Origin of the sequence: Bradyrhizobium sp. HKCCYLRH1030 (assembly GCF_051168395.1) — a bacterium.
GTDB lineage: Bacteria > Pseudomonadota > Alphaproteobacteria > Rhizobiales > Xanthobacteraceae > Bradyrhizobium.
The window spans coordinates 59,802-79,742 of sequence record NZ_JBNPUY010000010.1; the positions used below are offsets into that span (position 1 = coordinate 59,802).

General features: G+C 66.6%; 20 protein-coding genes. 6 read left to right on the forward strand and 14 right to left on the reverse strand.

What is annotated here, in order from left to right; genetic code table 11:
- Positions 1-9 precede the first annotated feature (9 nt).
- From ACQR1E_RS26250 to ACQR1E_RS26270, 5 genes are all read right to left on the reverse strand, one after another.
- Positions 10-882, reverse strand: coding sequence for a metal ABC transporter permease (locus ACQR1E_RS26250; RefSeq protein ID WP_409999051.1), 873 nt, complete (start codon positions 880-882; stop codon positions 10-12).
- Entirely contained in the window at positions 879-1,640 is a 762-nt protein-coding gene (locus ACQR1E_RS26255) for a metal ABC transporter ATP-binding protein (RefSeq protein WP_315753694.1), read from the reverse strand. The genes ACQR1E_RS26250 and ACQR1E_RS26255 overlap by 4 nt, the downstream gene beginning before the upstream one ends.
- Positions 1,640-1,852, reverse strand: coding sequence for a hypothetical protein (locus tag ACQR1E_RS26260; protein ID WP_315753695.1), 213 nt, complete (start codon positions 1,850-1,852; stop codon positions 1,640-1,642). Before ACQR1E_RS26260 ends, ACQR1E_RS26255 begins: the two co-directional genes overlap by 1 nt.
- A 194-nt stretch (positions 1,853-2,046) precedes the next feature.
- A complete protein-coding gene (gene crcB / locus ACQR1E_RS26265; protein ID WP_315753697.1) occupies positions 2,047-2,433 on the reverse strand; it encodes a fluoride efflux transporter CrcB in 387 nt (128 codons plus the stop codon).
- Positions 2,434-2,609: 176 nt separating this feature from the next.
- Positions 2,610-3,209: a superoxide dismutase gene (locus ACQR1E_RS26270; RefSeq protein ID WP_315753699.1), complete on the reverse strand. Its 600-nt coding sequence runs from the start codon at positions 3,207-3,209 to the stop codon at positions 2,610-2,612.
- Positions 3,210-3,315: 106 nt separating this feature from the next.
- Here ACQR1E_RS26270 and ACQR1E_RS26275 point away from each other — a divergent pair, with 106 nt between their 5' ends.
- Together ACQR1E_RS26275 and ACQR1E_RS26280 are read left to right on the forward strand one after the other, a co-directional pair.
- Positions 3,316-3,849, forward strand: coding sequence for a GNAT family N-acetyltransferase (locus tag ACQR1E_RS26275; RefSeq protein WP_315753701.1), 534 nt, complete (start codon positions 3,316-3,318; stop codon positions 3,847-3,849).
- A 1,035-nt stretch (positions 3,850-4,884) separates the two neighbouring features.
- On the forward strand, positions 4,885-5,319 hold the full coding sequence (locus ACQR1E_RS26280; RefSeq protein ID WP_434897756.1) for a DUF2147 domain-containing protein: 435 nt from the start codon (positions 4,885-4,887) through the stop codon (positions 5,317-5,319).
- 6 nt (positions 5,320-5,325) lie between these two features.
- On the opposite strand, the gene ACQR1E_RS26285 is transcribed toward ACQR1E_RS26280, so the two are convergent.
- Positions 5,326-6,474, reverse strand: coding sequence for a DUF3095 domain-containing protein (locus ACQR1E_RS26285; RefSeq protein WP_315716526.1), 1,149 nt, complete (start codon positions 6,472-6,474; stop codon positions 5,326-5,328).
- A 152-nt stretch (positions 6,475-6,626) separates the two neighbouring features.
- On the opposite strand from ACQR1E_RS26285, the gene ACQR1E_RS26290 reads away from it, so the two are divergent.
- Entirely contained in the window at positions 6,627-7,427 is an 801-nt protein-coding gene (locus ACQR1E_RS26290) for an RMD1 family protein (RefSeq protein ID WP_409977997.1), read from the forward strand.
- 213 nt (positions 7,428-7,640) lie between these two features.
- Here the strand turns inward: ACQR1E_RS26290 and ACQR1E_RS26295 are convergent, their stop codons facing one another.
- A complete protein-coding gene (locus ACQR1E_RS26295; RefSeq protein ID WP_434897757.1) occupies positions 7,641-8,357 on the reverse strand; it encodes an MgtC/SapB family protein in 717 nt (238 codons plus the stop codon).
- 156 nt (positions 8,358-8,513) lie between these two features.
- Here ACQR1E_RS26295 and ACQR1E_RS26300 point away from each other — a divergent pair, with 156 nt between their 5' ends.
- Positions 8,514-8,921, forward strand: coding sequence for a hypothetical protein (locus ACQR1E_RS26300; RefSeq protein ID WP_315716524.1), 408 nt, complete (start codon positions 8,514-8,516; stop codon positions 8,919-8,921).
- A 10-nt stretch (positions 8,922-8,931) separates the two neighbouring features.
- On the opposite strand, the gene ACQR1E_RS26305 is transcribed toward ACQR1E_RS26300, so the two are convergent.
- From ACQR1E_RS26305 to ACQR1E_RS26325, 5 genes are all read right to left on the reverse strand, one after another.
- A complete protein-coding gene (locus tag ACQR1E_RS26305) occupies positions 8,932-11,226 on the reverse strand; it encodes a heavy metal translocating P-type ATPase (RefSeq protein ID WP_434897758.1) in 2,295 nt (764 codons plus the stop codon).
- Positions 11,227-11,325: 99 nt separating this feature from the next.
- The gene (locus ACQR1E_RS26310; RefSeq protein ID WP_315810637.1) at positions 11,326-12,057 is read right to left on the reverse strand and encodes an SDR family NAD(P)-dependent oxidoreductase; all 732 of its coding nucleotides are present in this window, start codon (positions 12,055-12,057) and stop codon (positions 11,326-11,328) included.
- Positions 12,050-13,438 carry an AMP-binding protein gene (locus ACQR1E_RS26315; protein ID WP_434897759.1) on the reverse strand — a complete coding sequence of 463 codons (1,389 nt, stop codon included), beginning with the start codon at positions 13,436-13,438 and terminating at the stop codon, positions 12,050-12,052. The genes ACQR1E_RS26310 and ACQR1E_RS26315 overlap by 8 nt, the downstream gene beginning before the upstream one ends.
- Positions 13,425-13,670: an acyl carrier protein gene (locus tag ACQR1E_RS26320; protein WP_434897760.1), complete on the reverse strand. Its 246-nt coding sequence runs from the start codon at positions 13,668-13,670 to the stop codon at positions 13,425-13,427. Before ACQR1E_RS26320 ends, ACQR1E_RS26315 begins: the two co-directional genes overlap by 14 nt.
- 127 nt (positions 13,671-13,797) lie before the next feature.
- Positions 13,798-15,603, reverse strand: coding sequence for a long-chain-acyl-CoA synthetase (locus tag ACQR1E_RS26325; RefSeq protein ID WP_434897761.1), 1,806 nt, complete (start codon positions 15,601-15,603; stop codon positions 13,798-13,800).
- Positions 15,604-15,779: 176 nt separating this feature from the next.
- On the opposite strand from ACQR1E_RS26325, the gene ACQR1E_RS26330 reads away from it, so the two are divergent.
- Entirely contained in the window at positions 15,780-16,766 is a 987-nt protein-coding gene (locus ACQR1E_RS26330) for a Bug family tripartite tricarboxylate transporter substrate binding protein (RefSeq protein ID WP_434897762.1), read from the forward strand.
- A 26-nt stretch (positions 16,767-16,792) separates the two neighbouring features.
- On the opposite strand, the gene htpG is transcribed toward ACQR1E_RS26330, so the two are convergent.
- Both htpG and ACQR1E_RS26340 read right to left on the reverse strand, forming a co-directional pair.
- The gene (gene htpG, locus ACQR1E_RS26335; RefSeq protein ID WP_315716516.1) at positions 16,793-18,664 is read right to left on the reverse strand and encodes a molecular chaperone HtpG; all 1,872 of its coding nucleotides are present in this window, start codon (positions 18,662-18,664) and stop codon (positions 16,793-16,795) included.
- Between the two features lie 68 nt (positions 18,665-18,732).
- Positions 18,733-19,251: a MarR family winged helix-turn-helix transcriptional regulator gene (locus tag ACQR1E_RS26340; protein WP_316167899.1), complete on the reverse strand. Its 519-nt coding sequence runs from the start codon at positions 19,249-19,251 to the stop codon at positions 18,733-18,735.
- 124 nt (positions 19,252-19,375) lie between these two features.
- Here ACQR1E_RS26340 and ACQR1E_RS26345 point away from each other — a divergent pair, with 124 nt between their 5' ends.
- On the forward strand, positions 19,376-19,918 hold the full coding sequence (locus ACQR1E_RS26345; RefSeq protein WP_315716514.1) for a VOC family protein: 543 nt from the start codon (positions 19,376-19,378) through the stop codon (positions 19,916-19,918).
- Positions 19,919-19,941 lie beyond the last annotated feature (23 nt).

Sequence of the window (19,941 nt, forward strand, 5' to 3'; positions counted from 1 at the left end):
GCATCGACTTCAGGCTTCGAGGTGGCGTCCCGGAAACAGTTGCGGAAGCACGCCGCCCACGCGTCCGAACAGCACCGAGCCGAGATAGAGCAAGGACGCGACCAGGATGATCGCAGGCCCCGAGGGAATGCGGGTCTGGAACGACAGCACCAGCCCGACATAGCCGGAGACGATCGCAGAGGCGACCGCGATGCAGATCATCGGCGTGACGTCGCGCGACCAGAACCGGGCGATCCCCGCCGGCAGGATCATCAGGCCAACCGCGAGCAAGGTGCCGAGCGCCTGGAAGCCGTTGACGAGGTTGACGACGATCAGGGCGAGGAAGATCAGATGCGCCGGCGCGCCCGCCCGGCTCACGGTGCGCAGGAACAAGGGATCGACGCTCTCGACGACCAGCGGGCGGTAGATCACGGCGAGCACGACAAGCGTGATGGTGGCGTTGGTCGCGACCATCAGCAAGGTCGGGTCGTCCATCGCCAGGATGTTGCCGAACAGCACGTGCAAGAGATCGACGTTGGTGCCCTTGACCGAGACGATGGTGACGCCGATCGCCAGTGACGCCAGATAGAAGGTCGCGAGCGACGCGTCCTCCTTCAACCCGGTCGAGCGCGAGACGAGGCCCGATAGCAGCGCCACGGCAAAGCCGGCGATCAGGCCGCCGGTCGTCATCGCAAACAAATTGAGACCCGACAGCAGGAAACCGATCGCCGCGCCGGGAAGAATCGCATGTGCCATGGCGTCGCCGACCAGGCTCATGCGCCTGAGCATCAGGAAGACGCCGATCGGTCCGGAGCCGAGCGACAGCGCGATGACCGCGGCGAGCGCGCGGCGCATGAACTCGAAATCCGAGAACGGAGCGAACAGCACCTCGCGCAGCATCATGCCGCCTTGGAGGCTTGCGCCGGCACGCAGGGCGCGGCGGCATCGTCGAACGCCTCGCACATCCGACGCGCCTGCGACAGGTTATCGGCGGTCAGCACCTCCGCCGTCGGTCCCCACGCCACGGCCTCGCGCGCCAGCAGCAGGGTCTGCGGGAAATGCGCGCGCACCATGTCCATGTCGTGCAGCGCCGCCAGCACGGTGCGCCGCTCGCCATGCCAGTGCTCGATCAGTTGCAACAGGTCGGCCGAGGTCTTCGTGTCCATCGCATTGAACGGCTCGTCGAGCACGATCACGCGGGCATCCTGCAGCAGGACGCGCGCGAACAGCATGCGCTGCATCTGGCCGCCCGAGAGCGTGCCAATGCCGCGACCCTCGAAGCCGGTGAGGCCGACGGCCGCGATCGCCTGCGCGATCTTCTCGCGCGCGGCCGCGCCGATGCCGCCGAACATGCCGGTGCTGCGCCACAGTCCGGTGCTGACGAAATCGAACACCGAGATCGGGAAGGAGCGGTCGATATCGGCGATCTGCGGCAGATAGGCGATTTCGCGCGGCTTCAGGCCGGCCGCGGCGATGGTGCCGGCGAGCGGCTTCAACAGCCCGACGATGCCGCGAAACAGCGTCGACTTGCCGGCGCCGTTGGGGCCGACCACGGCGAGCAGCGCCCCTGTCGCGACCTCACCGGTAAGGTGATGCACGGCGGGGTGGCGGTCGTAGCCCAGGGTCACGTCGCGGAATTGCAGCTGGACCATGGCCGTCATCATCGCATCGCCAGCCAGACGATCAGCCAGAGCACCGCGCTCGCCGCCAGCGCCGCGCCGAGCCGCGTCGTCACCGGCATGCGCAGGATCGACCACGGCGCGGGCTGCGCCGGATGCGGCGCCGCGGGACCGTGGCTGTGGGCATGACCGTGACCATGGCTGTGCCCGTGCGCATGCGAATGGCCGTGGCTATCGAGGGCAGACTGCGTCATTTCGTCATGATGTTACATTATAACATCACCGCTGTCCACCGCAGGCGGGGCGTTTGTGGCATCGGAGGTCGTGGTCTCACCCCGTCATTGCGAGCGCAGCGAAGCAATCCAGGCTGCCCAAGCGGAGGGATTCTGATTGCTTCGCTGCGCTCGCAATGACGGCGGAGAGAGACCGCCTCGCGTCAACCAGCGCGTCAGCTGAAATACCGCACCAGCGCCAGGCCGGCGAACAGGCCGGCGATCGAGATCCCCACCGACCCCAGCACGTAGACCGCAGCCAGTCCCAACGCGCCCCGCTCATACAGCAGCGCGGTGTCGAGCGAGAACGCCGAGAACGTGGTGTAGCCGCCAAGAATGCCGGTCATCAGGAACAGCCGCCAATGCTGGGGCGCGCCGCCCTTGAAGGCGAGATACCCGGCGATCAGACCCATCACGGTGGAGCCGGTGATGTTGATGATGAAGGTGCCGTACGGGAAGTCCGTCCCGAATGCCTTGGCGCTGGCCATGTTGATCGCGTGCCGTAGCGAGGCGCCGCAGCCGCCGCCGAAGAAGACGAGAAGAAATCCGACCAGTTGATTCACGGGACCTTACCTGCAGACCGCATCGAGAGACGGAATGCCCTGCCCTCGTCGCGAATGGAGCAAAACTCTTGCCGCAAGGGCGCCGCTCTTGCAAGGATCGCCCTCGTCAAAAGCCTTGCCATGAAAAAGGGCGGCGAGCCGAAGCCGCCGCCCTGGTCACTTGCTTGCGTCAGCGATCAGATCGCCTTGCCGTAGAGCTCGTCGACGTAATCCCAGTTGATCAGGTTCTCGACGAACGCCTTCAGATAGTCGGGACGGCGGTTGCGATAGTCGATGTAGTAGGAGTGCTCCCAGACGTCGCAGCCGAGGATCGGGGTCGCGCCGTGCACCAGCGGGTTCTCGCCGTTCGGGGTCTTGGAGATTTCGAGCTTGCCGTTCTTGACCGAGAGCCAGCACCAGCCCGAGCCGAACTGGCCGACGCCGGCGGCCGCGAAGTCGGCCTTGAACTTCTCGAAGCCGCCGAGATCCTCGTCGATCTTCTTCTCGAGCCGGCCGGGCAGCTTGGAGCCGCCGCCGTTCGGCTTCATCCAGGACCAGAAATGGATGTGGTTGAAATGCTGGCCGGCATTGTTGAACACGGCGGGGTTCTTGCCGAACGAGCCCTTGACGATCTCCTCGAGGGACTTGCCTTCGAATTCGGTCCCCTTGATCGCATTGTTGCCGTTGGTCACATAGGCCTGGTGATGCTTGTCGTGGTGGTACTCGAGCGTCTCCTTGGACATGTAGGGGCCGAGGGCTTCATAGGCGTAGGGCAGAGGGGGGAGCGTAAAGGTCATGGGGTCGGTTCCGCAACTTGTGAGAAGACGGGATTTAACGGGACCTCCTTATAGAAGGTTCCGACGCCGTAAAACACCGTGATTCTGGAAAAAGCGAGCCGATTTGATGAGCATCGAGATCGAGGTCCTGAATGGAGACACGTCCTGGCCGCTGGCGAAGCCGCTGTATGACGCGATCTGGCCGCCCGAGGTGGTCGCGAGCCTACCCTGGGCAGGTATCACTTTTGCGCATGCCGATCTGCGCGTGCTGGTGCAAGACGAGAGCGGCGACCTGCTCTGCCACGTCGGCATCTATCGCCGCCTGGTGAAATGGAACGGGCAGAACGTCAACATCGGCGGCATCGGCGGCGTTTTGACGCGCGCGGACGTGCGCAATCGTGGCCTGGCCACCGTGGGACTCAACGCCGCGATCCAGACCCTGCGGCACGAAGACTCGATCAACTACGCCGTGCTGTTCTGCGCGCCGGATCGCATCGCCTTCTACGGCGCAAGGGGCTTCATCCCGTTCGACGGCGACGTCTACGCCGAGCAGCCCGACCAGGGCCGCATCCGCTTCGACACGCTGTCTGCGCTCGTGCACGACGTCAAGCGCACTGCGCCGACCCGCGGCACCATCGATCTCTGCGGATTGCCGTGGTGAGGCCGCTCTCCCCTGTCGTCCCGGACAAGCGCGCGGTACGCGCGCGCAGATCCGGGACGACCTACCCCCAGGCAGACGTTTGAGGCACGCTGGTCATGGCACTTTGCCCATGATGTCCGCTGCGGAGGATGGGTCCCCGCTCGAGGCCGGGACGACAGCGGAGCACATGGCCCCGTATTCCGAAAAAAATAATTCGCTTGCGTTTTTCAAGAAATCATGCTTGTATCCCGGCATCCCGCCTCACCGCAGAGGGGCGTAGCGGGCGATCGTCACGACACGCGAGGTGGGGATGCGATGGCCGCGTTGCTGCCGCAGCATGCTTATCGGCGTGCGGACGAACGGTAGCACGCGGACGTGAAGTCGCAGCGTCCTGACACCCCGAAGCTGGTGTCAACCTGGCGCAATGCTCACGCATGGCGCTGGGGATGGTGGCCAACAAGCCCGGCGCACCAGGGAGACTGCGTATAAGCGTGAAGACCGTCGCGCAGGGAATGCCGGTTGAATCGGCTTTGCCTGTGGTACCTGCCGCCTGCATTCTTTTCGCAGGCGGGCCATGGGTGAGGCCTTCACCCGGCATTCCCTGCGCCCTCTGCATTTCGAGAGGGACGAACTGATCGCAGACCTCGGGCGCGATGCGCCGCGAGACTGCAAAGCCATGTCCATCGCTGTTTGAACCGTGAAACCGCCTCACCCGCCGTCGTCGTCCCGGACAAGCCGTGACGCGCGCCAGCGCGGCATGGCGCCGATCCAGGACCCATACGCGGCGGCGACGCGAGATGCGAAAAGCCAATCGCCGGCGCGTCTCGAACCGCTCCCTGGGGGTATGGATTCCGGCTCAAGGGCCGGGACGACAGCCGAGTTTGTTGCCGCAATCAAAACCATTTCCCGGCACATGCATGAGACAACCGAACAAGGAATTGAGACGGCTCGGCAGCCATGCACCTGATCGTGATGATCCCGCTTTGGACAACCGCTCCTCTGCGATTGCAACTGCGCCGTTTGCTGTTATGGAAACGCGGCTTCAACGGGGGTAAGATGATTTGGAAATTGCGTTTGGCTGGTCTTGCGCTGGCGACCGTCGTGATGGCGCAGCCCGCTTTGGCCGCCGATGATCCGACCGGCACCTGGCTGACCCAGGCGGGCGACGCCAGGATCAAGGTCGCCAAATGCGGCGCCAATCTCTGCGGCACCGTCGTGTGGCTGAAGGAGCCGATGGACACCGACACCGGCAAGCCGGCCGTCGACAACAAGAATCCCAATCGCGCGCTGGCCAACCGCCCGATCATCGGCCTGCAATTGTTCGAAGGCGTTCACTCGGAGGGGCCGAACAAATGGTCCGGCAAGATCTACAACGCCGATGACGGCCAGAGCTACACCAGCCACATCTCCGTCTCCGGCCTGGATACGCTGAAGGTGGAAGGCTGCGTCGGATCGCTGTGCGGCGGCGAGACCTGGACCCGCGCGCGCTGATCACTCTCAGGCGACCGCGGCCTTCAGCGCGGTCGCAGCCGATGCGTAGCCGCCTCGCGCGCCGTCGATGAAGTGGACGTGATCCGGCCGGATCGCGGACGGCGTGAAGCAGGTCATCATCGCGGCATCTTGCCGATGCAGCCCGTAGCGGACGATGCCGCGCGAAGCCGCCGCGCCGAGCCGGCGCTCCAGCTCCTGCGCGAGCTCGTCGGTGCAGTCGAGGATCATGCGCAGCGCATCGTCATATTTGCGGAAGTCGGAATTCTCGACCACCTGCTGCTTGTAGAGATCCGGCACGAAGCCGCCGATGCTGATGTTGAACCGCATCACGGCATAGACGAACAGCGTACGTCCGAGCACGCGGGCCCAGCGCGACAACAGCGGTCCGCGCGCGGCGCGGACCTCGTAGCCAAATCCCTGCGGCGGCCATCGCAACGCCGGCGCGCCGGCCGGCACCGGCCGCCCGGCATCGGGGCTGCGCTCGGTGAGGGTGATGATCTCCTCGATCACCTTGCGATAGGCCTGCGCATCCGCGCCGGGAGCCGGCAGCACCAGCACCGACAGGATGACGCCGCGCGCCGCCGGAATCTCCTCGAAGCGGCACGAGAGTCCGGACAGATCGGGCTGCGCACCGGACGGCGCCGGGGGAATCGCGAACTCGCCCCGCTTCATCGCGGCCTCGGCCCAGCCCACTCCGCCGCCCGCGAACATCGCATAGGACAGATTGGCCGACGGACCGTAGCGCGCCACGCGGACGTCGAGCCCCTGCGCGCGGATCGCCGTCACGGGCACCAGCGCGACGCGCATCGCGAGAGCGAGATCCTCCCTGACCCAGGTCGCGGTGGCGGCAAGGGCTTCGCGCGCGGCCGCTTCGTCATCCGGGCTGACGGCGAAGCTGGCGCCGTCACCGCCGAACACGAACGGGAATTCGCGCCCCTCCAAGGCATTGGTGACCGCGGCGATGACCGCCGCCCCGGCCATGTTGACCGCCTTGTAGCGCCTGTCGGCGATCGCCTTGGTCGACTCGACGATGTCGGCCGTGCCGATCAGCCAGTCGTCCGGCACCGGCTGGTAGAGCTGCGGCTCCATCAGGCGCGCGAAGCCGCGAAACACCGGGATCGAGGCATAGTAGTCCGCAGCACTGGTCTTCGACATCGAGAGGCATCCATCCGGGGTGCGCGTCCAATGAGGAGCTACGTTCCTTCCTGTCAAGCGGGTTCAGGCAGCGATATTCGGCAACGGACGTGTCGCCAGGCTTGCGCCGCGTTATCGTTCTGTCGGGCTCGACGTGCTAGCCTTTCACCATCATGGCCGACTCCTCCCCCGTTCCACAACTCGCCGCCCGCGCGCTCCAGATCGCGGACCGCATCAATACCGCCGGCTTCGAAGGCCAGGTGCTGTCGGCGACGCCGCTTGCGGTCCGCATCGGCGAGACGGGAGTTGCCGTGGTCTTCCGCTACGGCGTCGTCGTCTTCATCGGCCTGTCGGTGGCCGAGGAGATCAACTTCCTCGACCGGCTGAGCGCGCGGCTGTTCGGCCCGATCGCGCCCCACGAGGAAGAGACGGCCAAGGTCCAGGTCGCGCGCGAATCCGACGAGCCGATCCCGGTCGGCGGCCCGGTCCTGGTCAAGGAATTGTCGCTGGAGCGACTGCTCATCGTCGCCGATGCGCTGGCGAAGAGCGTCGTGCTCGGCCGCAGCGAGCGCGAGATCGCCAACGTGTTCGACACCATCGAGCCGTTCGCGCGCGAGCTGGCGATGCTGGGACGAACATCGAAGAGCCGGGTGGCGATGCTCAAGCTGCTCGGCGAGGCGCTGCTGGTGCAGCACCGCGTCTCCGGCCGCGTGGCCGTCGGCGAAAAGCCGGACGTGTTGTGGGACCGGCCAGATCTGGAGCGGCTCTATGCGCGGCTCGAGGACGAGTATGAGCTGAAAGAGCGCGAGGACACCCTCAACCGCAAGCTCGCGGTGATCGCCGAGACGGCGACCACGCTCGCCGACATCATCGACACCAAGCGCTCGCTGCGGCTCGAGGTCATCGTCGTCATCCTGATCGCCTGCGAGATCGTGCTCGGCTTCTATGAGATCTTCGCCCGCGGCGGGCACTGACGATGGAGCTGCCGCACGCCTGACGACTGACGGCGCTGCATTCAGCGATGGTTCAGGCGCGACATGGAACTTTCGCATGGGCGCGATGAGCGATGCAGGGGATATCGAACCATGACGTGGGTGGGGAGCTTGCCACGGCCGCCGGCGGCCGGCAGCCACGAGGTGTGGCGAGCGCCCCGCCGCCGGTGCGGCGATGCTGGTCCGGCAATGCCGTCACACCAGCGCCCTGACGTTCCAGGTCGCATGACGGACCCCGGCGAGCTTCGCCAGCTCGGACACGACGCGGTCGAGATCGACCGTATCGACCGCGAGCGGCACCAGCGTCGCGACGATCTCGACGATGTCCTCGGAGCGATAGACGACCTCGGTCTCCCGCACCGGGTATTTGGCCGCCTCCAGCCGCTCGTCGAGCGCCTCGCGCAGCTCGGCGGCACGCAGCCCGTCGGTGGTCAGGACGATCTCGTAGCTCGCCTCCGACGTCTGCGCATTGAGCGGGATGCGGTCGATCGCGTTGACCAGCGGCCGCAGCAGCGTGTTGCCGGCCAGCACGAACACGGTCAGCGCCACGGATTGCGCGATCAGGTCGGCGCCGGCGCAGGCGCCGACCGCGGCGGATGCCCACAGCGTCGCAGCGGTGTTGAGCCCGCGGACGTTCATGCCCTCCTTCATGATCGTGCCGGCGCCGAGGAAGCCGATGCCCGACACCACATAGGCGATGATCCGCACCGCGCCGTCGGCACCGGTCAGGCGGTTGCCGAGATCGACGAAGGCGGCCGCGCCGACGGCGACCAGCACGTTGGTGCGCAGGCCGGCGCTGCGCTGCCGGTATTGCCGCTCGGCGCCGATCAGCGTGCCCAGCACGAAAGCTGCGAACAGGCTGACGAGCGTGTCGAGGAAATCATAGACTTGGAAAGTGTGGAGGAATCGCATGGGCTTGCTGACTGTCTGCAGTATTAAGCTCCGTGGCCTGCCTGGCAGCAGCGACACGCGTGGCATCCGGCGGCGGAACCGCCGCGAGAGGCCGCTTTCTTAGGACGTCCTTGATCGAAATCAAATCCCAGTCCCTCCCGCATACTTTAGGCTGATATGATCAACAGGCAGATGACGTCCGGCAAACACATGACGCCATTCTCCGACGTCCGCAGGGATCACAGCCCGGCCGTCCGGCTGGGACATGATGCGGTGAGTGCGGTAAAGCTGTCCCAGGAGCTCACCGCCGAGATCGACGCCTGGGCGGAGGCTCACCAGATGACACGCTCCGACGCCATCGGCCAGTTGCTCACGATCGGCCTGCATGCATCGCGGCCGGCAGCAGCCGGGCAGCCCACGTCACGGGATCCCGTCGCCATCGAGCAGAATGCGATCCGGCTGATCGATCGGATGCTCGATCCGAGCCTGTCGGCCGAGGAGCGCCAGCGGCGGATCCGCCGCCTGATCGAAGGTCCTGCGGAATTTGCCAACGAACGGATCGACCTGCCGCGGCATCCGGGCTGACGCGAACGGTTCAGGCGGCCGAGCGCGCCACCACGGCCTCATAGATGTCGTCCTCCTGCGCCGTGTGCATGCGCACCAGCGTTTCGATCGCCTCGATCACCCGTTGCGCATCGCGGATCAGATAGCGGTCCACATGCTCGGACGGCAGATCCTCGACCAGCCGGCCGAGCAGCCGCGCCAGATGCAGGATCTCGCGATGCGCCCGGCTCATCGCCGACAGGCCATGGCTCTCCTGCAGGAGCCGCGCGAGCTTCGGATAGACCGATCCTTCGTCGTCGCGCTCATGCGCCACGACCTTGTCCTGCACCACGCCGTTTGCCTCCATGATCAGCGCCACGGCGCCGTCGGGCGAGACCTCGTCGAGCGCATCGACAATCGAGCGCAGGCGATCGAGGCCGCGCAGCAGCGCCTGGTGATCATGCCTGAGCCCTCGGCCGTCTTCGGCCGTGATCCGGCCGGCCTTGCTGCGTCCAGCCGGGAACAGAGCGCGGAGCGCGTTCAGGATGACGGCGACGTCGATGGCCTCCTGGACCAGGGCCGCAGGTACCGGCTGCAGCAGCCCGAAGGCGGCGGCCCCCATCGCGACGAACGACAGGCCCATGCCGGCGAAGATGCTCTCCAGGGCGACGCGTCGGGCGCGCTGCGCGATCACGATCGCCTCGCCGACCCGATCGAGCCGATCGGCCAGAATGACCACGTCGGCGGCTTCCGACGAGGCGCTGGCGCCGCGGGCGCCGAGCGCGATGCCGACGTCGGCGCAGGCCAGCGCCGGGGCGTCGTTGATGCCGTCGCCGACCATGATGGTGGGATGCAGCCGCTGCTCGCTCCTGACCGCCTCCACCTTGTCGGAGGGGACACGGTCCGCCAGCACGGCGTCGAGGTCGAGCGCCGCGCCGATCGCCTGGGCGGCCGCGGCGCGGTCCCCGGTCACCATGACCATGCGCGCGATGCCGGCCTCGCGCAGCCAGCGGATCGCCCGCGGCGTGTCTGCGCGCAGCTCGTCCGCCAGCAGCAGCGCCCCGACCGGGCGCCCCTCGATCGCAACGAAGACGATCAGGGCCGAACGCCATGACGCGCGGCGGATCGCGCGCGCCGCCCAAGCCGGCGGCGTGCGGCTGCCGAGCACGAGGTCGCGCGAGCCGGCCATCACAGGGCGGCCATCGATCAGCCCTTCGAGGCCCGAGCCCATCGTCTCCCTGACCTGTTCGGGCACCTTCAGCTTCAGCCCGCGGGCTTGGCCGGCCTGAACGATCGCGTGCGCCACCACGTGGTGCGAGGCCTGCTCGAGCGATGCGCAGAGCAGCAGGACCGCATCGGCGTCCTCGCCCGGTGCCGCGTCGACCGAGAGCAGCCGCGCGCCGCCGACGGTCAGCGTGCCCGTCTTGTCGAACAGCACGGTATGGGCACGCGCGAGCGCCTCGAGCTTGCCGCCGCCTTTGACCAGAATGCCGCTTCGGGCCGCCTGCGCCACGCCCGCAATGAAAGCGACGGGTGCGGCGAGAATCAGCGGGCACGGCGTTGCCGCCACCAGCACGGCAAGACTCCGGATCAGATCGCCCGAGGCCAAATAGGCGGCCCCCGCAATAGCGAGGCTTACGGGCAGGAAGATCAGCGCGTAGCGGTCGGCTAGCCGCACGAACGGCGCTTTCGCGGTCTGGGCCGTCGTCACCAGCTTGACGATGCCGGCATAGGTGCTTTCGCCCGCGGTCGCCGTGACGGCCATTTCGAACGTGTCGCCGGCGTTCACCGATCCCGACAGGATCGCCATCCCGCGCGTCTTCATCACCGGGATGGGCTCGCCCGTGAGCGCCGACTCGTCGACGACGGCGATGGTTGTTTCGACCATGCCGTCGACCGGGACGATCTCGCCGGCGCGGACCATCAGGCGATCACCGACCGCGACGCTGGCGATCGGAACGTTGTCGATCTCGTCGCCCCGGCGGCGATGCGCCTCGCGCGGCGCGCGATCGACCAACGCGCGCAGATCGTGCTCGGCGCGGGCGACGGCAATGTCCTCCAGCACGTTGCCGCCGGAATACATCAGCGCCACGACAGCGCCGGCCAGCGGCTCGCCGAGGATGATCGCCGCGCTCATCGACACCAGCGCGATCGCGTCGACGCCGATGCGGCCGGCCAGGAAATCGCGGACGATCGAGACGATCAGCCCCAGGATGACAGGAACGGTCGAGGCCGTGAACGCGATCCCGGCAAGATCGGGGCGACCGAGCACATGCGCGAGGCCGCCCGCGGCGAGGCCCGCGATTGCGATTGCGACGAGGGTCCACCGCAGAATGCGCTCGAACATGGATACCGGTTCCGGATTGCGTCGGCACTATCGCTGCTGCCGCCCGTCGGACGCTTGAGCGAAATCAACGGCGAGAGCGACCGATCGCCGCAAATGGCCTCAGGCGGTATTGCCTGCGTCGACCGTCAGCACGGTGCCGCTGACATTGCGCCCGCCGTCGCCGAGCAGGAATTCAACCATCGCCGCCACGTCATCGGTTTCCGGCAGCCGCCGCAACGCGCTCCGGCCGGCGATGCGCCGCTGCTGCTCCTCGTCCATGCTCTGCGTCAGCTCGGTGGCGATGAAGCCCGGCGCGATCGCGTTCACGGTGATGCCGACCTTGCCGACCTCGCGCGCCAGCGAGCGCGTGAAGCCGTTGGCGGCCGCCTTGGTCGCGCCGTAGACGGACAGGCCGTTGTAGCCGGTAGAGGCGATGATCGAGGAGATGTTGATCACCCGCCCCTCGCCCGCTGCCATCATGTGGCGAACGACGTATTTCGTCAGGATCATCGGCGCCAGCACGTTGAGCCGCACCAGCGCCTCGATCTCCGAATTGTGCATGGTCGCGAGCAGGCCCTCGGTCCCGAGACCGGCATTGTTGACGAGACCATAGAGCGGACCGAACTCGTCGCGCACCGACTTCACGAAGGCCGGTAGTTCATCAACGATGCTGAGGTCGCAGGCGCGGAAATGAATGCCGGCGCTGCTGGCGCTGAACTCGGCCATCGCGGCGCGCAGTTCGTCGCTCTCCCGGCGGGCCACCGCGATGACGTCATAGCCCGCTCCCGCGAGCCTGCGCGCGATGGCGAGCCCGATGCCACGGCTGCCGCCGGTGACGAGAACATTATGCATCGGCGCGCGCCAGCTTGCCGGCCGGAGTGACGTCGAGCGCTGGCACGACGCGGATCATCGCCGGCACCTTGTGGGCCGCGAGACGCGCGCGACACGCGGCGAGGATCTCATTGCGGACCGTCTCACTCCGCGCCGGATCGGCATCCGCCGTCAGCACGACCTCGGCGACGACGATGCCGCCGGTGATCGGGCTGCGTCGCGACTTGGCGCGCGACATCCGCACCTCGGGATGGCCATTGATCACGGCTTCGATCTCTTCGGGATGGACCTTGAGCCCGCCGACATTGATGATGCCGTTGCGGCGTCCGACGAAGTAGTAGCGATCGCCGCGCTGCTCGACCATGTCACCGGTGTCGACATAACCATCGGTGTCGGTCAGGGCGGCGGCAGCGCGTCCGACATAGGCGTGCGCGGCGCGCTTGGAGCGGATGCGCAGCGAGCCGTCGACGACCTTCATGTCGACGGCCCCGCGGCCTTCGCCGAGCAGCGTCGCAGGAAAACCCTCCAGCCCATCATTGACCGCGAAGCCGACGCCGGCCTCCGTCGAGGCGTAGGCATGACCGATCGAAGCGTCGGGAAATGCCTGCTTCAATCCGTCGAGCACGGCCTGGTCGGCGATCTCGCCGGAGAGACGCACATAGCGCGGCGTAAAGCCTTCGACCGATCCGCTCATCAGCAGCTTGCGCCAATGCGACGGCGTTCCGGACATGTGAGTGACGCCGCGCGCGTTGAGACGCGCGATGTGGTCCGCGAGCCCCTCGCCGGGATCCGACAGCACCATCGAGCCGCCGCCGACGATGGCGCGCAGGAAGATCTGCAGGCCGCCATAGCGGCGAATGTCGTAGAAGGTCGCCCACACCGGCATGGCTTCGCCAGGTACGGGGCGGTCGCCGATGATCGCGCCGCACAGGCCCTCGAGCGTATGCCCGACAATCTTCGGCACGCCCGACGTGCCTGATGTCAGCATCAGCCATTCGGTGGCGCGCACCGTCTGCACCACCTCGGCAGAAGGCTGCGGCAAGGCGACCTCGATCACGAGATCCGCGCCGCAGGCGTCGAAACGCTGGACCTCATCGGTCACGATGACGTCGATGTCCGCATCGGCGATGATGCTGGCGAGATGCTCGCCCTTGAGATCCGGCGGACACAACAGCAGGCGCCGTGCGACGCCGTCGATCTCGATCAGCGCCAAGCCGGCGAGCAACTGACCGGACGTCGCCAGCAGCACCGAACGTCCGTTGAGCTCTGCGCTGCGGCCGCGGAGGCAGCTTCCGCGCGAGAGCTCGGCGAGCGATAGGACGTGACCGGGATCGGAGATCGTCCGCTCGGTCAGCGCCGCCCCGAGATGGTCGCGAAGGGCGAAGATCTCACGCGGGGACATTCTCATAGGCCCCGATGAAGTCGCCTATCGTGTTGGGGAACGTCACATCCTCGGACAGGGTGAACGGATCGACGTCGAGATCGTCCTCGAGACGGGCGACCAGGATGGCGAAAGCGAGCGAGTCGAAGCCGGTCTCGTGCAACGTCAGCTCGTCGGTCAGCGGCGGCAGCTTGACCTTCTGCTCGTCCGCAATCTGCTTGATCGCTGCAATGATTCTTAACCGTACCGACATGGGCCAATCCGCTCACTGTTCAAACGATGAAACCGACCATAGGACGAGAAGGTGAAGGAAGCCGGACTTGCCAGCCATCTTTCGGGACCGTTGGTAAATACCCATCATGGCCTATGATTAAAATCATCTACAAACGAACCTCGCCGGCGAGGATTCGCGCATGGAGATCCCGATCGAGCAGGCAATAGGCACCCGTCCCGGCGTCGCGCACGTAGAGCGGCTCGTGCACGATCGACGGATCGAAGCCGTCGCGCATCAGTTCCTGCTTCTTCTGCTTGAATGTTTCGGTCGACTGCAGCGACGACGTGATGCGGAGCGCCACCGGCCGCGCATAGGGCGGCAATCGGCGGGCAAGTTCTAAAGAGAGGCGATCGAGATCGAAGCTGTCGCCGACGACGAGCGCAGCCATGCCGGCGCGTCCGTCCCTGCCGGGCACGACAACACCGTAGGTCGATGCTTCCAACACGCCGGGACATTGCAGGATCGCCTCGTTCACCTCGCTGGTCGCGACGTTCTCGCCCTTCCAGCGGAAGGTGTCGCCGAGACGATCGACGAAATAGAAGAAGCCCTGGTCGTCCTGGCGCATCAGGTCACCGGTGCGGAACCAGGCGTCGCCCTTGGCGAAGACGTCGCGCAGGATCTTCTTCTCGGTCTCGCCCGTGTCGGTATAGCCCTCGAAGCGGCCGCCTCCCTGGTCCGCCGTACCGATGCGGCCAATGGCCTCGCCGGTCTCGCCGCGCGTACAGACCAGGCACCGCCCGTCGGGTCCGCGCAAGGGTGCGCGCTGGTCGGCATCCAGCTTGATGATTTCGGCGGGAAAGCGATGCGCAAGCAGCGACGGCACGCGCCCGATCGATCCCACCCTGCCCTCGACATTGTAGAGTGAGAAGTTGCCTTCGGTCGCGGCATAGAATTCGAGCACCTGGGGAATGCCGAAACGCGCCTGGAACGCCTCCCAGACGTCGCCGCGCATTCCGTTGCCGCAGGCGAGCCGCAGCCGATGGGCGCGGTCGAAATCGGATGGCGCGGCGGCCAGCAGGTAGCGGCAGAGCTCGCCGATATATTGCACCAGCGTGCAATCGTGACGGACGATGTCGCGCCAGAAATTGCTCGCCGAGAATTTCTCCGCGAGCACCGCCGCACCGCCGGCGCGCAGCATGCTGCAGGGCGCGACGATACCGCCGACGGAATGATAGACCGGCAGACAGTCATAGAGGCGATCGTCGGGACCTGCGCCGGTGAGGCCGGCAAACCAGCCGCCCCAATTCATGATGCGGCGATGGCTGATGCTGGCGGCCTTGGGCAGGCCCGTCGTGCCGGAGGTGTAGATCAGCAGCGCGCGGTCGTTGATCGTCACGGCGCGGCGCTCGGTTGCGTCGAGCGCGTGCGTATCCATCGCGGCGATCGCGACGTCGAGATCGCCGCCGTCGGCAACCCAGACACGCGGCCCGCCCGCGATCAACGGCGCAACTTCCGTATAGGCTTCGTGCAAGTCCTTGGAGACGATCACCTGGACTGGCCGAGCCACATTGATGCAATGCGCGAGCGACGGGCCGACGAGATTGGCGTTGATGAGCGCAACCACGCCGCCGACGCGGCTGATCCCAAGCCAGGCGGCCAGGTAGTCGGGCCGGCTCGGCATCATCAAAGCGATCGTGTGGCCAGGCCCGATGCCGTTGGCCAGCGCCCAGCGGGCGTATCGGTTGATGCGCGCAGACAGGGCGGAATAGCTCAGCGTCTCGCGATCGGAGATCAGCGCCGGCCGTTCGGGCTGCTTCGCGGCCCAGTCATCCACCACGTCGGCGAACAGCCGCGCCGGCTCTGCCTCGATGCGCGAGGTCAGCTCGATCGCCTTCAGCCAGATCTTCGCCGCCGACGGCTTCCGAGGGGCCGTGCTGAGTTCCACAGATCGATCCGACTGTCCGGAGTTCATGAACGCCCTCACCCCAATTCGGCGTGCTTATAGGCCGGGTGGCCTGACCGGCCGTTAATCGGGAGGGTTAACCGGCCGAGAGTGCGTCGCTGTTGATGCGAATGCGATCCTTTACGAAGTTCTCGGAAATGCCGGTTAGCGTACCGCTCCCAGAACATGCCAACGCGAAGGCCGGCATGCCCAAGGACACGATGACACGACGCGCCTTGCTGCGCTGCGCCGCCTGGAGCAGCGTTGCAGCCATGACTTCGACCACGGCGTTCGCCGGAGTTGATGCGCCCTATCCGGCTCAGCCCGTCACCTGGGTCATTCCGTTTGCCCCGGGCGGAGCCACCGGCCGGCTGTCGCTCTTGATCTGCGACCGGCTGACCCGCCGACTGGGCCAGCCCTTCGTGCTCGATCACCGGCCGGGTGCGGGCGGCGCGACCGCCACCAAGAGCGTCGCGAGCGCCGCGCCGGACGGCTACACGATCCTTGCGACCTCGACCGCCAACGTCATTACGGCCTCGACCGACGGCCCGCCCGGCGCCGACGGAGATCTCGTCCCCGTCGCCGGCATGGCGCGCATGCCGCTGCTGCTGCTGGTCAGCCGGCAGCTGCCGGTCGAGACGCTGCCGGAATTCCTGGCCTATGCCAAGGCCAACCCGGGCAAGCTCAGCGTCGGCTCCGCCGGTCCCGGCACCGTCCAGCTGCTGTCGGCCGAGCTGTTCCGGACCCTCGGCGGCATCACCTGGTCAGTCGTGCATTATCGTGGCTCGGGGCCTGCCCTGACCGACCTCGCCTCCGGCCATATCCACGCGATGTTCGACAACGCCGCTTCCGCCGTCGACCTCCTGCGCAGCGGCAAGGTCCGGGCGCTCGCCGTCACGACGCGCGAGCACGCCGCCGCCTTCCCCGATCTGCCGCCGGTCGCCGACGTGCTGCCGGCGTTCGAAACCTCCGGCTTCTATGGCGTCGCGGTGCCGCACGGCACGCCGAAAGCCATCGTCGAGCTGCTCAACCGCGAGATCAACGCCGCGCTGGCCGATCCCGACATCAGCAGGCAGTTCGCCGAGGTCGGCGCCACGCCGCTCACCGGCGACGTCGGCGTCTATGCCGCGACCTACCGCGCCGAGATCATGCACTGGCGCAAGCTGGTCCCGCAGGTGAGCGCGAAGAACTGACCTCCGCGCCCGGCGACCCGCCTGCCTCAGGCCCCCGCGACGCCTAGCAGCACCAGCCGGTTGAGACGGGCCGCGAAGGCGGCCGGATCCTCCGGCAGTTCGCCGTCGAGGATCTGCGCCTGCTCGAGCAGCAGGAACGACAGATCGTCGACCTTGGCCTTGTCGGCGGCGGCCTTGGCGACCGCGACGACCAGCGGATGGCGCAGATTGATCTCGAGGATCGGCTTGGTGCGCGCCCCGCGCGCCTGCTGCGACAGGATGCGCTCCAGCTCGCGATCCGGACCATGGCTGCCGGCCACCAGGCACGACGCGCTGGTGGTAAGCCGGGTCGAGACCTTCACGTCGGTGACGTGGTCGCCGAGGCTCGCCTTGATCAACGCGATCGTGTTGGCTTCGTCGGCCGCCGGCTGCGCCTCGTCCGCTTGCGTCGGCTCGGTTACCGGGATCGGGTCGAAATTGATGTCGCCCTGGCTCAGCGACTTCAGCGGCTTGCCGTCGAACTCCAGCCGTGCCGAGGTCCAGAACGCATCGACCGGATCGGTGAGGAGCAGCACTTCGACGCCGCGCGCCTTGGCGGCCTCGAGCCGCGGATTGGACTTCAGCCGCTCGATGCTGTCACCAACCAGGAAATAGATCTCGGTCTGGTTCTCCTTGAGACCCTCGACATATTGCTTCAGCGATCGCCGCTCGCCCGATGTCGTGGTGAAGCGCGACAGCGCCAGCAGCTTGTCGCGGCGCTCGAAATCCTCGTACAGGCCTTCCTTGATCACGGCGCCGAACGAATCCCAGATCTTGTCGAAGTTTTCGGCATCCTTGTCGGCGAGCTGCTCCAGCTCGCCGATCACGCGCGTGGTCACGGCCTTGCGGATCTGCGCCAGCTGCGGATTGTTCTGCAGCATCTCGCGCGACAAATTGAGCGGCAGGTCCTCGCTGTCGATCACTCCGCGGATGAAGCGCAGATAGGCCGGCATCAGGTCGGCGTCATCGGTGATGAAGACGCGGCGGACATAGAGTTTGACCTTGCCCTTGCGCGCCGGCTCGAACAGGTCGAACGGCTTGGTCGACGGCGCGAACAGCAGCACCGCGTAGGAATAGCGGCCCTCGGCCCGGTAGTGCAACGTCATCGCCGGCTCGTCGAACGCGTGCGCAATCGACTTGTAGGCCTTGCTGTAGTCCTCGGACGTCAGCTCGGACTTCGAGCGCTGCCACAGCGCGCTGGCGGAGTTGATCTGGCGCGGCTCGCCCTCCTCCGGCACCAGCATGATCGGAAACTGGATGTTGTCGGAATAGGCGGTGACGATGCGCTCGATCTCATAGGTTTCGAGATATTTCTTGGCGTCGTCCTTGAGGTGCAGCACGATCTCGGTGCCGCGCGTCACCCGCTTGGCATCCTCCTCGGACGCGGGCGCGACCTCGAAGCCCGCGCCGCCCGACGAGGTCCAGGTCCAGACCTCGCTGCCGCCGGCACGGCGGCTGATCACGACGATGCGGTCGGCGACCATGAAGGCCGAGTAGAAGCCGACGCCGAACTGGCCGATCAGGCCGGTGCCGTCCTTGGCCTCGGCCAGCTTCTGCACGAACGCCTTGGTGCCGGAGCGGGCGATGGTGCCGAGATGGTCGATCAGTTCCTGGCGCTCCATGCCGATGCCGCTGTCGGCGATGGTCAGCGTATCAGCGGCCTTGTTCGGGATGATGCGGATCTGCGGCGCCTCGCCGTCGCCGATCAGATCGGGTCTGGCGATCGCCTCGTAACGCAGCTTGTCACAGGCGTCCGAGGCGTTCGAAATCAGCTCGCGCAGGAAAATGTCGGTCTCGGAATAGACCGAATGCACCATCAGATGGAGCAGCTCGGAGACTTCGGCCTGGAAGGAATGGCTAACGGTGGCGGTGTCGGTCATCGTCGTACGTTGGCCCATGCTATCAGGGGTGGAGAGAGACCGTCGATATAGCGCGGCGGCGGCACCGATCAAGCCTTTCGGCCGGGGGGATCATCGAGCGATCGTTCGGCGGCCGCGAGCAGCTTGTCGATGACCGTGTCGAGGGTCGCGATCTCGGCGGCCGAAAGCACGCTCAGCAGCTCCGCCTCGCGCGCCAGCGCATGGGGCACGATTCTGCGGTACAGCGCCCGCCCGGCGGCCGTCAGCGCTACGATCCGCTCCCGTCCATCCTCGGGATCGCGGCTGCGGCTGACGATGCCGCGCGCCTCCAGGCTCTGCATGGCGCGGCTGACGTTCATCTTGTCGAGCGTCGTCAGCCGGCCGATCTCCTTGGTCGGCAGCCGCGGCTGCTCGCCGAGCGCCGCGAGGATCCGCCATTCCTGGCGCGACAGCGCGAAGCGGTCGGCATAGACCTCCGCCACCGCCAGCGACACCTGTTCGGCGAGCCGGGCCAGCCGGTAGGGAAAATAGCGCTGCAATCGGAGCTCGCGCTCCGTGGCCGCCTCGCCCTGCTTGCGGTCGCGCATGTCGGTGGCCGGCTTCGTCATTGCGTCTCTGTCCTCGTCCTTCCAGCCCCTGGCGACCTCGATCCGATCCCGGTCGGGTTGATCTGGATCAATGCCGCACAATCGTATCATTCGTTACTATCCTGGCAACAACGGGAGGACAATCATGCAGATCGAGAAGATACATCACGTCGCCTATCGCTGCGTCGACGCCAAGGCCACGGTCGAGTTCTACAAGAAGGTCCTCAACATGGACCTGCTCGGCGCCATCGCCGAGGACAAGGTGCCCTCGACCAAGGCGCCCGATCCGTACATGCACATCTTCCTGGATGCGGGAAACGGCAACATCCTCGCCTTCTTCGAGCTGCCGAACTCGCCGCCGATGGGGCGCGATCCGAACACCCCGGAATGGACCCAGCACATCGCCTTCCAGGTCAAGGACATGGAGGAGCTGGAAGAAGCCAAGGCGCGCGCCGAGGCCGCCGGCCTCGACGTCGTCGGGATCACCGACCACACCATCTTCAAGTCGATCTATTTCCATGATCCGAGCGGCCATCGGCTGGAGATCGCGGCCTGGACTGCAACGCCCGAGCAGATCGCGCGGATGAAGTCGGTCGCCCACGCCATGGTCGACGAATGGGCGACCACCAAGAAGCCGCCGCGGCACACCGCCTGGATGCACGAGAAGGAATTCGCAGGCAGCGACTGAGCGATTGCTCGTCCCGACAGTCC

What these genes read in the sequence shown, in the direction of transcription:
- ACQR1E_RS26250 (WP_409999051.1), bottom strand. Translation starts at nt 882, where the DNA reads ATGATGCTGCGCGAGGTGCTGTTCGCTCCGTTCTCGGATTTCGAGTTC.
- ACQR1E_RS26255 (WP_315753694.1), bottom strand. Translation starts at nt 1,640, where the DNA reads ATGACGGCCATGGTCCAGCTGCAATTCCGCGACGTGACCCTGGGCTAC.
- ACQR1E_RS26260 (WP_315753695.1), bottom strand. Translation starts at nt 1,852, where the DNA reads ATGACGCAGTCTGCCCTCGATAGCCACGGCCATTCGCATGCGCACGGG.
- ACQR1E_RS26270 (WP_315753699.1), bottom strand. Translation starts at nt 3,209, where the DNA reads ATGACCTTTACGCTCCCCCCTCTGCCCTACGCCTATGAAGCCCTCGGC.
- ACQR1E_RS26275 (WP_315753701.1), top strand. Translation starts at nt 3,316, where the DNA reads ATGAGCATCGAGATCGAGGTCCTGAATGGAGACACGTCCTGGCCGCTG.
- ACQR1E_RS26280 (WP_434897756.1), top strand. Translation starts at nt 4,885, where the DNA reads ATGATTTGGAAATTGCGTTTGGCTGGTCTTGCGCTGGCGACCGTCGTG.
- ACQR1E_RS26285 (WP_315716526.1), bottom strand. Translation starts at nt 6,474, where the DNA reads ATGTCGAAGACCAGTGCTGCGGACTACTATGCCTCGATCCCGGTGTTT.
- ACQR1E_RS26290 (WP_409977997.1), top strand. Translation starts at nt 6,627, where the DNA reads ATGGCCGACTCCTCCCCCGTTCCACAACTCGCCGCCCGCGCGCTCCAG.
- ACQR1E_RS26295 (WP_434897757.1), bottom strand. Translation starts at nt 8,357, where the DNA reads ATGCGATTCCTCCACACTTTCCAAGTCTATGATTTCCTCGACACGCTC.
- ACQR1E_RS26300 (WP_315716524.1), top strand. Translation starts at nt 8,514, where the DNA reads ATGATCAACAGGCAGATGACGTCCGGCAAACACATGACGCCATTCTCC.
- ACQR1E_RS26305 (WP_434897758.1), bottom strand. Translation starts at nt 11,226, where the DNA reads ATGTTCGAGCGCATTCTGCGGTGGACCCTCGTCGCAATCGCAATCGCG.
- ACQR1E_RS26310 (WP_315810637.1), bottom strand. Translation starts at nt 12,057, where the DNA reads ATGCATAATGTTCTCGTCACCGGCGGCAGCCGTGGCATCGGGCTCGCC.
- ACQR1E_RS26315 (WP_434897759.1), bottom strand. Translation starts at nt 13,438, where the DNA reads ATGTCCCCGCGTGAGATCTTCGCCCTTCGCGACCATCTCGGGGCGGCG.
- ACQR1E_RS26320 (WP_434897760.1), bottom strand. Translation starts at nt 13,670, where the DNA reads ATGTCGGTACGGTTAAGAATCATTGCAGCGATCAAGCAGATTGCGGAC.
- ACQR1E_RS26325 (WP_434897761.1), bottom strand. Translation starts at nt 15,603, where the DNA reads ATGAACTCCGGACAGTCGGATCGATCTGTGGAACTCAGCACGGCCCCT.
- ACQR1E_RS26330 (WP_434897762.1), top strand. Translation starts at nt 15,780, where the DNA reads ATGCCCAAGGACACGATGACACGACGCGCCTTGCTGCGCTGCGCCGCC.
- htpG (WP_315716516.1), bottom strand. Translation starts at nt 18,664, where the DNA reads ATGACCGACACCGCCACCGTTAGCCATTCCTTCCAGGCCGAAGTCTCC.
- ACQR1E_RS26340 (WP_316167899.1), bottom strand. Translation starts at nt 19,251, where the DNA reads ATGACGAAGCCGGCCACCGACATGCGCGACCGCAAGCAGGGCGAGGCG.
- ACQR1E_RS26345 (WP_315716514.1), top strand. Translation starts at nt 19,376, where the DNA reads ATGCAGATCGAGAAGATACATCACGTCGCCTATCGCTGCGTCGACGCC.